The organism is Thalassoroseus pseudoceratinae (genome assembly GCF_011634775.1).
Lineage (GTDB): Bacteria > Planctomycetota > Planctomycetia > Planctomycetales > Planctomycetaceae > Thalassoroseus > Thalassoroseus pseudoceratinae.
On the sequence record NZ_JAALXT010000007.1, the window covers coordinates 465,385 to 479,289 of the forward strand.

13 protein-coding genes are annotated in these 13,905 nt (G+C 55.9%); 7 read left to right on the forward strand and 6 right to left on the reverse strand.

From position 1 onward, the window contains the following. Positions 1 to 97 precede the first annotated feature (97 nt). The 4 genes from gmd to G6R38_RS24280 all read left to right on the forward strand — a co-directional run bounded on the left by gmd (position 98) and on the right by G6R38_RS24280 (position 3,625). Entirely contained in the window at positions 98 to 1,171 is a 1,074-nt protein-coding gene (gmd, locus tag G6R38_RS24265; RefSeq protein ID WP_166831370.1) for a GDP-mannose 4,6-dehydratase, read from the forward strand. Positions 1,172 to 1,293: 122 nt separating this feature from the next. Next, positions 1,294 to 2,049, forward strand: a complete 756-nt coding sequence (locus tag G6R38_RS24270) for a hypothetical protein (protein WP_166831371.1) — start codon at positions 1,294 to 1,296, stop codon at positions 2,047 to 2,049. A gap of 29 nt (positions 2,050 to 2,078) precedes the next feature. Next, positions 2,079 to 2,657: a HEAT repeat domain-containing protein gene (locus G6R38_RS24275; RefSeq protein ID WP_166831372.1), complete on the forward strand. Its 579-nt coding sequence runs from the start codon at positions 2,079 to 2,081 to the stop codon at positions 2,655 to 2,657. A 2-nt stretch (positions 2,658 to 2,659) separates the two neighbouring features. Further along, entirely contained in the window at positions 2,660 to 3,625 is a 966-nt protein-coding gene (locus G6R38_RS24280) for a GDP-L-fucose synthase family protein (protein ID WP_240928366.1), read from the forward strand. 46 nt (positions 3,626 to 3,671) lie between these two features. Here the strand turns inward: G6R38_RS24280 and G6R38_RS24285 are convergent, their stop codons facing one another. The 5 genes from G6R38_RS24285 to G6R38_RS24305 all read right to left on the reverse strand — a co-directional run bounded on the left by G6R38_RS24285 (position 3,672) and on the right by G6R38_RS24305 (position 9,855). Next, the gene (locus G6R38_RS24285) at positions 3,672 to 4,682 is read right to left on the reverse strand and encodes an RluA family pseudouridine synthase (RefSeq protein ID WP_166831373.1); all 1,011 of its coding nucleotides are present in this window, start codon (positions 4,680 to 4,682) and stop codon (positions 3,672 to 3,674) included. 114 nt (positions 4,683 to 4,796) lie between these two features. After that, complete coding sequence (locus G6R38_RS24290; protein WP_166831374.1) at positions 4,797 to 5,792, reverse strand: hypothetical protein; 996 nt, start codon at positions 5,790 to 5,792, stop codon at positions 4,797 to 4,799. Between the two features lie 174 nt (positions 5,793 to 5,966). After that, the gene (locus tag G6R38_RS24295; RefSeq protein WP_166831375.1) at positions 5,967 to 6,875 is read right to left on the reverse strand and encodes a DUF58 domain-containing protein; all 909 of its coding nucleotides are present in this window, start codon (positions 6,873 to 6,875) and stop codon (positions 5,967 to 5,969) included. Between the two features lie 222 nt (positions 6,876 to 7,097). Continuing rightward, complete coding sequence (mnmA, locus tag G6R38_RS24300; RefSeq protein WP_166831376.1) at positions 7,098 to 8,201, reverse strand: tRNA 2-thiouridine(34) synthase MnmA; 1,104 nt, start codon at positions 8,199 to 8,201, stop codon at positions 7,098 to 7,100. A 157-nt stretch (positions 8,202 to 8,358) separates the two neighbouring features. Then, positions 8,359 to 9,855 carry a hypothetical protein gene (locus G6R38_RS24305; RefSeq protein WP_206028710.1) on the reverse strand — a complete coding sequence of 499 codons (1,497 nt, stop codon included), beginning with the start codon at positions 9,853 to 9,855 and terminating at the stop codon, positions 8,359 to 8,361. 243 nt (positions 9,856 to 10,098) lie between these two features. Between G6R38_RS24305 and G6R38_RS24310 the strand changes: the two genes are divergently transcribed. From G6R38_RS24310 to G6R38_RS24320, 3 genes are all read left to right on the forward strand, one after another. After that, positions 10,099 to 11,283: a pyridoxal-phosphate-dependent aminotransferase family protein gene (locus G6R38_RS24310; RefSeq protein WP_166831377.1), complete on the forward strand. Its 1,185-nt coding sequence runs from the start codon at positions 10,099 to 10,101 to the stop codon at positions 11,281 to 11,283. Next, on the forward strand, positions 11,264 to 11,488 hold the full coding sequence (locus G6R38_RS24315) for a hypothetical protein (protein WP_166831378.1): 225 nt from the start codon (positions 11,264 to 11,266) through the stop codon (positions 11,486 to 11,488). The genes G6R38_RS24310 and G6R38_RS24315 overlap by 20 nt, the downstream gene beginning before the upstream one ends. A 363-nt stretch (positions 11,489 to 11,851) precedes the next feature. After that, positions 11,852 to 12,601: a sensor histidine kinase gene (locus G6R38_RS24320; RefSeq protein ID WP_166831379.1), complete on the forward strand. Its 750-nt coding sequence runs from the start codon at positions 11,852 to 11,854 to the stop codon at positions 12,599 to 12,601. Here G6R38_RS24320 and G6R38_RS24325 read toward each other — a convergent pair. Then, the gene (locus G6R38_RS24325) at positions 12,545 to 13,891 is read right to left on the reverse strand and encodes a hypothetical protein (RefSeq protein ID WP_166831380.1); all 1,347 of its coding nucleotides are present in this window, start codon (positions 13,889 to 13,891) and stop codon (positions 12,545 to 12,547) included. The two genes, G6R38_RS24320 and G6R38_RS24325, sit on opposite strands and share 57 nt — an antisense overlap. Positions 13,892 to 13,905: the final 14 nt, after the last annotated feature.

The window sequence follows — 13,905 nt, forward strand, 5'->3', positions numbered from 1 at the left end:
CCACCCTCGATTCGCATTCGCTATTGACGAAAAACCGAGTGTCCGCTACATCCCAACCGTTCAAATGGATGCATGGACGCAACAGACAGGAACACGCATGGACGCCCACGATTCGAAATCCCGTCCCGTCGCCTTGATCACTGGTATCACCGGGCAAGACGGAAGTTACCTGGCCGAGTTGCTGCTCTCCAAAGGGTACGAAGTTCACGGTTTGATCCGGCGAGCTTCGACGATCAACACGGGCCGAATCGATCATCTTTATCAAGATCCCCATAATCCGGATGTGCGACTGAAGTTGCATTATGGTGATCTTTCCGACGCGAACAGTTTGCGTCGCGTGTTGGACGCCACCCAACCCGATGAACTCTACAACCTCGGGGCTCAATCCCACGTGCGGGTGAGCTTCGATATGCCGCTCGACTCCGCCGATATCGACGCAATGGGCACGCTGCGGTTGCTTGAAGCTGTGCGGGAAGTGCAAGACACGACCGGCCGAGAAATCCGATTCTATCAGGCGTCTTCGAGCGAGATGTTCGGCAAAGTCGTCGAAACTCCGCAGAAAGAAACCACACCGTTCTACCCACGCAGCCCGTATGCGTGTTCGAAAGTCTTCTCCTATTGGGCCGTGGTGAATTACCGCGAAGCTTACGGACTGCACGCGAGCAACGGGATTCTGTTCAATCACGAATCTCCCCGACGTGGCGAAACATTCGTGACGCGAAAAATCACGCTCGGCGTGGGACGGATCAAACACGGTTTGCAGGAAAAACTCTATCTCGGCAATCTCGACGCCAAACGCGATTGGGGCTTTGCCGGAGATTATGTCGAAGCCATGTGGCGAATGCTCCAACAGGAACAGGCCGAGGATTTCGTCGTCGCGACCGGCGAAACCCACTCGGTGCGTGAGTTCCTGGAACTGGCGTTTGCGCATGTCGGGTTGGACTACCAAGATTACGTGGAAATCGATCCGCGGTACTTCCGCCCGACGGAAGTGGATCTGTTGCTCGGCGATGCGACCAACGCCAAACGCAAACTCGACTGGCAACCAAAGGTCAGCTTCGAGCAACTCGTGCAAATGATGGTCGATGAAGACATGGAACTCGCCGCCCGTGAGAAAACACTTCGGAACGCCGGGCATGCTTTCCCCAAATACCCACGCAAAGCCGCCTAGTTTGATGATGTGATGAAGTCTAGCGTGATGATGGGTGCCAAGGCTCTGTGAGCCGTGCGTTCCAAGAACATCACCCGGCATGGCTCACAAAGCTGTTGCACACTGCATTAGGAGAATCGATCATGTCCGCACGTGTTCGCTGGGGACTCACTCTCGTCTTACTCACGCTTGCCAATCCGATTCTCGCAGACGAACCGGCTTCGACACCCAAGCCTACGCCGGCTCCGAACCCGGAAGCCGTTCAACAATACAGTCAGGCAATGCAAGCCTACATTAACTCCGACCCGTTTGCCGCCCGACAGATGGCAGAGTCGGCAGCGCGGAATAACGGCGTTATCAACATGAGCGAACTCGACCCTGAAGTCGTCGCTCGCATGCAACAAATTGGGCACAGCATTCCTGGACTGGCTCCCCAACTCCGCCCCGAAGACGCCGAAGTTCTGAAAGCCAAGAAAGCGACTCGTGTCGCCGAAAAAGACGCGCTCGGCAAAGTCATCGAGCAACATCCGGAGATTCTCAATCACATCGTTGAGATGGCCGTGAACGAGAAGAACGAGCAAGAAGCAATGCGAGCTATTCTCAGTTTGGGAACGCGAGCGATCCCGGCTCACCTGAAAATGCTCGAACACAAAGACTCGAAATATCGTATGGCCGCCACCGCAAACCTCGCGTTTGCCGCTTTGGACGACAGCGTCGAGTATCCCGTGGCAACCGTATTGCCCGCACTCAGTCGCGTGGCTCAAGAGGATGCTGATCCAAAAGTCCAAGAAGCCGCCCAGCAAGGTCTCGCGGTGCTGATCGGTTTTCTGGCCAACGACGACTACCGTCGACAGGTCAAACAGCAAGCGATGGCCCCATTGTCGTTTGTCGCGCCTTAGTGGAACTTCTTTCCTGAACGGAGTCGCACATGATTCGCATGCTAGTCGCGTTATGTCTTTGGATCGGTTTCGGTTTTTCGCCAGTCATCACCAATGCGGCAGAACCGTATGCGCCGACGCCGCAATCGGTTGTTCAATCGAAGGCGAAACTCGCCAAGACTTTGGAAGCTCATCCGGAGATCTTGCTGACGCTCGTCGAGATGGCTGCGCAGTTGGATGAACCGTCGGTCGCTCAGAAGGCGAATGTCGAACAGGTTGGTTATTCCAATGCAACTGATTATCGCGCCGCAAGACCAGAACGAGCAAACCACGCAATACTAGCAATGGGCACGGCGGCTGTTCCAGGGTTGGTTGAGTTGCTCGATGATAAGCGGTTGGCCGTTCGGCGAATCGCAGTGACTCAGCTCGCGTATGCCGCTCGCCATCCGGAATTCCCGGCGGAAACAGTCTTGCCAGCCCTAACTCGCGTGGCTCGTGAAGAGCAGAATCAGGAGTTACGTCTTGAAGCCCAAATTGCGTTGACGATTGCCGTCCAACTAATGTCTCATCCGGGCCTTCGGGAGACCATTTCGAAAGAGTTCAATGATCAACTGAACGACTTGGAGTAGTCATGACTAACACCCCCATGAATTGGTCCAACAAGCGAGTCACCGTTACTGGCGGTGCGGGATTTCTCGGTCGTGTGGTTTGTGGCCAACTGCGCGAGCGTGGTTGTCGGCAGATCGATGTGCCACGCCGGAAAGATTACGACCTGACGACCGAAGCCGGGGTGCGGAAAATGTTTGCTCATTTCCGCCCCGATGTGTTGATTCACTTGGCGGCGGAAGTCGGCGGGATCGGCGCGAATCGTGAGCATCCCGGTCGGTTCTTCTACGCGAACATGGCGATGGGTTTGCATCTCGTCGAACACGCTCGGATGTGTGGCGTGGAGAAGTTCGTGCAAGCCGGGACGGTGTGTGCGTATCCCAAATTCGCCCCGGTGCCGTTCTCTGAAGACGACATTTGGAACGGCTATCCCGAAGAAACCAACGCTCCCTACGGTGTGGCGAAAAAAGCGTTGTTCGTGATGCTCGACGCCTACCGTCAAGAATACGGCATGAAGAGCGCCGTCACGGTGCCGGTGAATCTTTATGGTCCCGGTGATAATTTCGATCCGCGTTCCTCGCACGTCATCCCGGCGTTGATCCGCAAGTGCATTGAAGCCCGTGACACGCGGCAACCCAGCATTTCTTGTTGGGGCACCGGATCGGCCTCGCGGGAGTTTCTCTATGTCGATGATGCCGCTGCCGGAATCGTGCGGGCGGCCGAAGTCATGGATGAACCCACGCCGATCAACCTCGGCACTGGTCGGGAAATTCCGATTCGCGAATTGGTCACACTCATCGCCGACGCCTGCGGCTTCACCGGCCAGATCCAGTGGGACGCCACCAAACCCGACGGCCAACCGCGGCGTTGTCTCGACACCACTCGGGCGAACCAACTCCTCGGTTGGCAAGCTAAGATGGACCTCGAAGAAGGTCTCAAACGCACCGTCGAATGGTACGAACAATCGACAACCGTGCAACGCGCCGCCTAAGTCAATCGCGTGTCACGGCTCTGTGAGCCGTGACACACTGCGTGTTCTATTCCGCGGCTTCGATGGCTGCGAGCGTTTGTTCGATGTCGTCCGGCAGCGGGGCGATGAACTCCATGGATTCACCGCTATCGGGGTGAGCAAATTTCAGCCGATGAGCGTGCAGGGCTTGTCGGGCGATGAGAACGGTTTCGCCGTCGGTCGCATCTTCATTCAGCACGGATTTCTTGAGTTCTTTCCGTCCGCCGTACAAACGATCGGCGATGATCGGTGTGCCGAGATGCTGCATGTGCACGCGAAGTTGGTGTGTGCGACCGGTCTTCGGCAGAAGCTTGACCGACGTAAATTTCTGACCGTTCGGCAATGAGAATCGCCGCAACACTTCGTAGAACGTACTTGCTTTCCGGGCATTGCCGCCGGGTTCACAAGTCATCATTTTCTCGCGGGCTTTGGGATGCGTTCGCGTATGAGTTTCGATGTAGTCGCTGTCGAACTCGATGTGCCCCCAGGTGACGGCTCGGTACTCTTTCTCAACGCTACGTTCTTCGAACTGAGCACTGAGTCGGCCATGAACTTGGTTGTTCTTGGCGACTACGAGGACACCGGTCGTGTCACGATCCAAGCGGTGCACGATGCCCGGACGGAGTGTGCCAGCCATGTCGCTGAGGGAATCAAAGTGGAATTGCAACGCCCCGGCGAGTGTGCCGCGATAGTTCCCTTTGCCGGGATGCACGATCATGTCCGCCGACTTATTGATGACAACCAGAAAGTCATCTTCGTAGAGAACATCGAGCGGAATATCTTCCGGCACCAAGCTGGAGTCGGGGACCTCGGGGAGTTGCACAGTTAGGCGGTCATTGACACGCACGCGGCGTGACGGCTTCGCGGCCACACCGTTGACAAGAATCCGTTCCTGGGAAATTGCCGTTTGAAACAACCCCCGGCTGTAATTTGAGAACAGCCGAGCCAAATAATGGTCCAACCGCCATCCATGAGCACGAGCTTCGACAGTGATTTCGATCGGCTCGGCGTTTTCGAGGGAGGGCGGTTGATCGGTCATCGCTCTTGCATCGAGAGGGTGGGGTGGAGAGTAAAACGGAAGCGACCAATCGCAATTCTGTTGACTCTCTACGCCCGACACTCCACGGTCCGCATGAAGTCCGTTGAGATCAACCTATTTCGCGTCGGACTCCGTGGCCGAATCATCGTTTGCGTCCGGAGTCGGCAACGCAGGACCGTCGCTATCCGATGACGCTTCTTCTTCGGTTGCAGACTCCGTCGCTGCTTTCTCGGCCGCAGCGGGTTTGGATTCTTCTGTTGCTTCCGAAGCATCTTCTTCGGTCGCCGCTTTTTCGGCTTCGATGTCTTTGATGAGATTCTCGAACTCGTTCAACGCATCTTGGTCGGTCCCGCCGGGCAACATGGGGCCATCGTTCGGTGAAGCAGGCGGACGGAATTCACTCGCAGCCCCCGCCGGATTCTGGTTGTCGTTCGGACCTTCCCGATCAGCTGGGGACGGGTCTTGCTTTTTGTACCAGGCGTAGAACTCTTGGGTATCCGGGGATTTCAAAGCTGCAATTCGCTTTTGAGCCGGTTCAAAAAACACGGAATTCGGGAAGGTTTGCACAAGTCGTTGATACACTTCGATGGCGGGTTCCACCCCATCAACGTTCTCGCCATCTTCGCCAACATTGACGCCCGCCAGAGTTTCCATCGTATTTCCGAGAGCATACAACGCTCGCTCGCGGATGATGTCACTAATGTCGTCTTTCAACAAACCTTCAAGAACTTCGCGTGCTCGGGTCAGCTCGGCGATGCTGCCCTCGCGATCGGTCATGGAGAGTTGAATCCCCTCGGCGAGTGCTCGCTGTGATTCTTTCAGTCGAGCCCAGTCAGCCACCACGGTGCCGCTGAATTCGTCGGAGATTTCAGCGAAGCGTTCCGCATCGTTGGCGGTGATCATCGGTTCCCAGCGAGCTGCCTTGGTCGCGGCGGCACTTCGGGACCAGAAGATTCCAATCGCGGCGATGACGGCCACCACAGCCAGCCCGATGGCCAACTGCATGCCATTCTTCTCCAGCCACGCCATCACCGCTTTGCCCCAGCGTTCCAATTCACTTTCTTCGTGATGGTGTTGGGGCTGATCTTGTTGTTTGAGTTCGTTGCTCATCGATCCATTCTCACGAGCGGCGTACAGCGAATCCTGGTTTTTCTCACGTTTGGCAAGCCATTTGCCGGATCGGCGAGTATAAGATGGTCGAATTTCCCGGTCAAGGCGCGTGAGATGGGCTAAGCATCGAAAGTCAAGTAACTTTCGGAAGACTGATCTCATTCTTCGCTGGGTTTACCGGCCGCGATTTTGACGGCTGCGGTGATTGAGATAGTCGATCAGCACTTCGGCGAGCGGGCGACTAGTGTCGACAGGAACGCACTCCACGCGATTGCGTTGGCAGACTTCGTCCAGCTTTCGCGTGTGTTCTTTGACGGCTTCCAAGTAGCCTCGGCGAATGTCTTCGGTTTGCGTTGTGAATTCGTCTTCGACTTCCAAGCCTAGAAATTTTACCATGCCTTCAAATTCGAATTCCCACTCGTGATGGTGCATGACGTGGAACAACACCACATCGTGCCGACTGTACCGCAACCGTTGCAGTGGTGCTTCGAGGTCCTCGGGATCGCCCAGGAAATCGCTGAAGACGAACACAATCTCGCGTCGCCCCAGTCGCCCGGCGAATTCGCTGAGGGCCGGGGCGATGTTGGTGGTCTCGACGGGTTCGATTTCGTCGAGATGGTTGGTCATGCGGTGCAGTTGAGCCAATGAATTCGAGGGCGGCACGAATCCCCGGAGTGTTTCATCGAATGTCGCCAGCGAAACTTTATCGTTCTGACGGATGATCGAATAACCCAGCGTTGTCGCCAACTGAGCGGCATAAAGCATCTTCTGCTGCGAGCCGTCACCGTATCGCATCGAGGCGGACACATCGATCAGAAGATGAGCCGTGAAGTTCGTCTCCTGCTCGTACTGTTTGATGAAGTACTTGTCCCGCGTGAAGTACAACCGCCAATCGACGTGTTTCGGATCGTCCCCCGGCACATATTCGCGATGCCCGGCGAACTCGACCGCAAACCCCGACAACGGCGATTTGTGAGCCCCCGCCAAATTCCCCAGCACTAAACCCCGCGGCTCGATCGCGCGATCCGCCACGCGGCTGAGAACATCAGGATTCAAATACCGGGACAACACACTGCTAGCCATAGCGGTCTCGACTGTTAGGATTCACCAGCAAATACCCACCTGGAATTGCCCGAGACGACCGATTCGTTACGCTCCATTTTCCAGGAAAACTTCCCACGCGGTTGGTTAAAGTCGTGTGCCACGGCTGTGTCAGCCGTGCTTCGCGGAAAACGCCGTCCATTGATCGCACTGGCGAGACGCCAGTGGCACACGAGCAAAAACCTTCTGTGATCTGCCGGTCCTTCAGCGAATCCAACCACCACCCAGGACGCGGTTGCCGTCGTACAACACCACCGCTTGGCCAGGTGCGACGCCGTATTGGGATTCGTCGAATTCAACGTGCAGACGGTCTTCGTCCGTCACGGTGGCGACGGCATCGGCCAAATCGTGACGGTAGCGGATTTTCGCTCGGCAACGGATTTTTGAAGGCACATCCGGAATGAGCCAATTCAATCGATCCGCTTCGAGCGTGTGACGGGCGAGGTCTTCTTTTTCACCGATAACCACCCGCTTCGTCTCCGCTTCGATGGCGACCACATACCGTGGCGAGCCGAACGCGACACCCAGCCCCTTACGTTGGCCGATTGTGAAATTTTCGAAGCCGTCGTGATGGGCGATGAACTCCCCGTTGGTGTCGACCATTTCGCCGGTGGTGTCCTGCGGACCGCGATAGCGTTCGATGAAACCGACGTAATCCTGATCGGGGATGAAGCAGATTTCTTGGCTGTCCTTCTTGTCCGCCGTGCGAATGCCGACGCGTCGGGCAAGTTCCCGCAGGTGTGGCTTTTCGAATTCGCCGACGGGGAACAGAATTTTATCGAGCAAGTCCCGGCGGATGCCGAACAGCACGTAGGATTGGTCTTTGCCTTGATCAATCCCGCGTACGAGCGCGGGTTGATCTTCGCCGACATCCGCGAGCTGTGCGTAATGCCCGGTGGCGATGTGATCGGCTCCGACTTGTTCGGCGAAATCCCAGAGTTTGCCGAACTTCAGCCAGTTGTTGCACATCACACACGGATTTGGCGTGCGACCGGCGAGGTATTCGTCCGCGAAGTAATCCTTGATCCGCCCGAAACCGTTCTCAAAGTTGAGCGCGTGAAACGGAATGTCCAGCGCATCGGCCACCCGCCGAGCGTCAGCGGCATCCGAGGCACTACAACACCCCTGCTTATGCGAAGCGGAACTAATGATCGGCAACTCGCCCGGTTTGATCGCGCAGGCGGTTTCTTCGGTCGCCCCGGATCGCATAAACAACCCGATGACCTCATATCCTTGCTCTTGCAGCAAGTACGCCGACGCCGAACTATCCACCCCGCCACTCATCGCGAGGACCACACGTTTGGTCATAATTTCTTAAATTCTTGCCTTCGTAGGGTGCGTCGTAACGCACCGATTGGTGACACGGAAATGCGGTGCGTCGCGACGCACCCTACGGATCTTGGACACTTTCTATTCGATAGTCGCCCTATCGGTGCGTTACGCTGCGCTGCACGCACCCTACGTTTTAATTCGTGATCTTCTTTAACATCTCAACGGCTTTGGTTTCGAAGATCGGTTGCCAATCGGGGGCGAGGATGCAGTCGCTGTCTTCTTGGGCACCGCCGACGTTCAGGAGTTGTTCAGTCGTGGGAGCATAATAGATGTAGCCGTTGGTGTAACCGGCCACGAAGGTGTTTTTGCGTTGGATTTTCTCTTTGATATTCAGGCCGATTTGCACCGTGAGTTCGCCGGGGAAGGTGAGCAGTGCGAAATCACCGATTCGCATGGCGACGAGTTCGACGTCCACCGTGCGACTGCCCGCGGCGACGTTCTCGGCTTGATGCTTCTTGAGTAATCGTAAGTTGGTTTGGAGTCGCGTCAACTGCTCCATCGTGTGAATGTTGGCAATATATCGTTCGATGTTCTGACGATTCTCGGCATCGAGATTCGGCAAATCCTTGCGGCCGAGTTTCTCGTCGTGCAGGTATCGGTGTGAGTAATACGACGGAAATTCCGGTGCGAGTTTGTATTTCACTGCCAGCGGCATGAAGGTTTTGAAGCTCAAACTCGTGCCACGAAGGGTTTTGAGGAGGCGATCGATTTCGGACTCGGTTGCGGCAATCTTTTCGGCATTGTCGGCTCGCGGAAGGGCGAGAGTTTCGTTGATGACTTGCAAACGGTCATCTTCAGTCGGCTGAATTTTGCGGTACGCCTTCAACGTACTCAGACCCAATTGGTTGCCGAGGGGTTCGGCGTCGCGGGGGTGATCGACATCTTTGTAAAACACCGGATTGATATCGCCACCACATCCCTGCACAAAGAGTGCGACGGCTCCGTCACTGGTATTCTCTTCGATGACTTTCGAGGAAAAGCCTGTCATGTCGGCGGTGTTGCCTTTGCTGGCGGCTCCCTGAATCGGATGACATGCGAAGTTGTACACAACCGCGAGCGTGCGACCGTCCATGCGGTCTAACCGGAGCACGCCGATTTCCGGATCGATCGGTCCGACTTTGGCGACGTCTTTATCGGCGGGCATCGAGTAGGCGTGTCGCACGTCGATTTCCCGACCGTTCTTGAGTTTCAATCGCCGATTGATCGAAACGCCGTCTTCATGCCCGCTGCCGGCACCCACTCGGACCGGCACCAGGTTTTCGATGGCCTGCTTCACCGCTTGGATCGTGCGTTGGTCGGCGTCGGCACATACAAGCCCATGACAATGGCTCGCGTTGGCGATGACCTGTGTTGGCGGGATGCCAAGTTTCTTGAGTGCGGCCCGTACATTCGGGAGATAATCATTCCCGATTGGTCCAATTTCGCCAATCGCGACCGCATCGACGGTGATAATCGCCGCCATCGTGGTGTCGTTCTTCAACACCAACGCGCGGGCGTACATGGGACCATCCACCGGCCCGGCGTCCACATCGGTAATATCCACCTTCGCCGCCCCCGCGAGGAGCGTAGCCGCGTGTGCGTTATTCCACGAACAAACGAAGACCGCTAACAAGCCAATTGCGTATTTCATGTTTCCAACGTGTATCGAGTGAACGGATCGAACAGTTTTGATGGATTTGTCTTCAGTGTAGGAAGAGACGTCAGACACGCCAAGTTAGTGATTCGCGGAACGTGCGGTTCAGTGACACGCGATGACCAACGGGACGGGTCGGGATTCCCTACTGAACGCGTCGATCGCTTTGCTCTGAGACGTGCCACCCAGCCGGCAGTTCGTTAGAATGCCGCCCTCAGAGATCACCCAAGGAGAGTTTCGATGACGACTACAACTTTGCCCGCTCCCGTAACGCCACCCGAACGAATTTTGATGGGACCAGGACCGAGTGCGATTTCGCCACGGGTTTTGGCGGCGATGGCGGCTCCCACGGTGGGGCATCTCGATCCGTATTTCCTGCAGATTATGGATGAAATGCAGTCGATGCTGCGAGAGGTGTTCCGCACGGAGAATCAACTCACGTTGGCCGTCAGCGGGACCGGCAGTGCGGGGATGGAATGTTGCGTGGTCAATGTGGTCGAGCCGGGCGATCGCGTTTTGGTCTGCAAGAACGGTGTATTCGGCGGACGGATGGCCGATGTCGCCGAGCGGGCCGGGGCAGAGGTGTCCGTCATTGAACGCCCATTCGGTGAGGTGTTCGATGCAGACGAAGTCAAAGCCGCCATCGAACAACATTCGCCGCAAGTCGTGGGAATCGTGCATGCGGAAACGTCGACGGGGGCCCATCAACCGCTCGAAGAAATCTCGAAAATCGTCCACGATGCCGGGGCACTGTTGCTCGTCGATACCGTGACGTCACTCGGCGGGGCACCGGTGGAAGTCGATGCTTGGCAACTCGATGCGGTTTACAGCGGCACACAGAAATGTTTGTCGTGTCCGCCGGGATTGGCTCCGGTGACGTTCAGCCCGCGTGCGGTCGAGAAAATCGAAAACCGCAAGACGAAAGTTGCGAGTTGGTATCTTGATACCACGATGATCCGGAATTATTGGGGCGAACAACGGTCTTACCACCACACCGCGCCGATCAACGCCAACTACGGATTGCACGAGGCACTCAGGATCGTCCTCGAAGAAGGTTTGGAAGCCCGACATGCCCGGCATCTGCGGAATCATCAAGCCCTCGCAGCCGGTCTGGAAGCAATGGGGATCGATTACGCCGTCGCTGAGGGCATTCGCCTGCCAATGCTCAATGCCGCCAAAATTCCCGAGGGTTGCGACGATGCGAAAGTTCGGGGCCAACTGCTCAACCAATTCGGCATCGAAATTGGAGCTGGCTTGGGACCAATGAAAGGCAAAACTTGGCGAATCGGATTGATGGGCGAAGCCAGTAGCGAACGCAACGTGCTCTTGTTCCTCGCCGCCTTGGAACGCTGCCTGACCGATCAATCCGTATCCGTCACCCCCGGCAGCGGCGTCGCTGCTGCCAATGCGTATTACGCTGGGTGATTCGTATGGTCGTGAAAGCTGGGAACGAAGCCATTCGGTACCCAGTTCGGTTTCCGTGCCGGTTTACGCCGATCGGGCCATCATTCATGGCTTGATCGGTGATCGGGCTCGCTATCCGGCTTGTTTCGATCATGCCGAATTTGTCGGGCCGTTCGTGTTTGCCGATTACGTCGGGGCGGAGGTCGTCTGTCGAATTGATCCCTAGACCAAATTGCACTTTGCATTGGCTCGGCCGTCGGTTCGATGGGAACTGACTCGGCAACCTCCCTTCTTGTGTTTCCTTCGTAAATTGATCAGCAATCACATTCTCGAACGGCGAGAAGAGACGCTGTCCAACGAGTGAAAACCCGTTGACAAAGCCTCCGTGAGACAGTCCGTTTGGCTCCTAAGGGGTGTTGGTAGAACTACCTATATTGGAAGTTCTTAAGCGCCCTAACAGTCATTTTGATGGGGGAATCCCCCGTATTCTCAATTTGTTGTCAAGTTTTGCTGCGAAATCACAAACATCCATGCCGTTCTCATTAGATAGTAGCGTGTGATCGATAAGGTGTGAGAGAGAGGATGATTGATGATTGTTCGTCGACGACGACTTCGCAGCCGATTCCGATCGATTGAGCAAGGACCATTATCAACTGAGGAAGAACGGTTGATGTCGCTTGGGCAACTCTCTGCCGGGGTGGCCCATGAGTTGAAAAATCCGATTGGGGCTATTGTTCTCTCTGCAGAGTCGGCTATGCAAATTGTCGACCGCCCTCAATCCGCTCACCGACTTCGCGAGTGCCTGAAATTGATTGTCGAGGCGTCGCGTCGATGCCAAAATCTGGTCAAAAGTGCGTTGTCGTTTTGCAATGGGGATGGAAATGTTCGATCGTTCGCGGACCTCAATAAGATCTGTGAGACAGCCGTGACATTAGCCCGAATGTCGGAAACTGGCATTGGTCTCGACGTTCGAAAAGAATTAACGGATGATCTGCCTCCGATCTTGGTGAACGAACTCGCGATCGAGATTGCATTGGTTAATTTGATTCAGAACGCGGCTCAAGCCAGCCCGCACGATTCACCGGTCACGATTCGGACTCAGTGTATTCGGGATGGCGTTGAAATTGCCGTAATTGATGAGGGACTCGGGATTCCACAGTCTCAACTGATGCACATTTGGAAGCCGCGGTTTACCACGCGGGCGGGAAGCGGTGGAACGGGATTGGGGTTGAGTTTAGTGCAAAATATCGTGAAAAATCACGATGCTCAAATCACCGTCGAGTCAGAATTTGGATTTGGGAGCACCTTTCGAATTTGGTTCCCGACGGGCATCCAATGAACCGCTCGACTTGTCCGCTTTCTTCCGAAGCGCGACAAACTTTGGTTTTGTGTCGCAGAGGATTTCCCAGATCGCCGACCGTTCTTCAAACGGGATTTGATCAAACGGTGGCGGGCAATCCGGGGTTGTCAGGATGTGAGCGAATCGCGTGGCCAAGCGTCCGCGAACTGGCCGAGGCAATCCCTTAAACGCTTGTGAATACACAAGATAGCTCAACCGGTAGCGAAAGAGCCGGGTTTTGAGATCGAACTGACGCAGCGACCGACCCTGCGAATCTTTCGGTCCGCGATTTGAAAACTCTCGCGTGAAACTCGATGTGCCCGACACAGCCGCCGTCAATGGGGCTTCGTCGATGAACAGCAGGTACCGCAGCAGATCGTCTTCCACGGTCGAACGGCGATTCAACCGAGATTCCATGCCCGCACGGATCAGCAAATTCCAGCCGTGCATCTGATGATGAAACACCAGTTGGGCCACGATGTCGCTGTGCCGAGACGGATACGGCGAAGTGTCCACCAAGGTGTCCAAGTCGGTCATGTTCATGCGGTCGATAGTGTTTTGGACCTCTCCAAAGACATTCCCACGATGTTCGGCATCGGCATGCTTTCCGGTCACATACCAACCGCCGAAGCGTTTGTGGAATTCGAGTTCGTGCGTGACGCGTGAGTACCCGCTGATCGGCTTGCCGATTTCGTCGGGACGGAACGATTTGATCACCCCGCCCGGAACTTTCAACGTGGCGGAACCCGCATGGCAAGCAAGACAGCGTTGCTCGCGTCGGAAAACGAGTGACCGATCGGCGTCGTCCTTGGGTTGCGAAAGCGTGTAGAAGATGACGCCGCGTTTGGAGTCGACCGTGGCAATTTCCAACGACTCCGCCCCGGACACCCAGCCGACACTGACGTCGTCGTTAAAGTAAATCGCACGCGGTGTTTGCGGCGAGACGAGCCGGGGATTCAACGCCGTTTTCGTGAACACCAACATCTGCGAGGAAATCGGCACATCCAACGCATTCAGGAGTCCATCCAAGTATCCCCGTGAGGGGTGGGATTCGAGTGCAATCGCCTTGGCGTTGGCTTTGCTGTTCCACTGGGCGACTGCATCGTCGGTTGTCTCGGCGAAGTAGTCGATGACCGGCGTTCCGTAGGGCAGGGGATCGTTCAAGGCGATGTTTTGAGGCGGTTCCGCGTGGATCGCGACAGTCCTACCCAAAGCTGCCAGCACGACCAGCAATCCAGCGAAGGTAAAGACCCATTGGTTGAATCGGGGTGTTTCCGCTAAAATTCGCATGATGGGATTGTTCC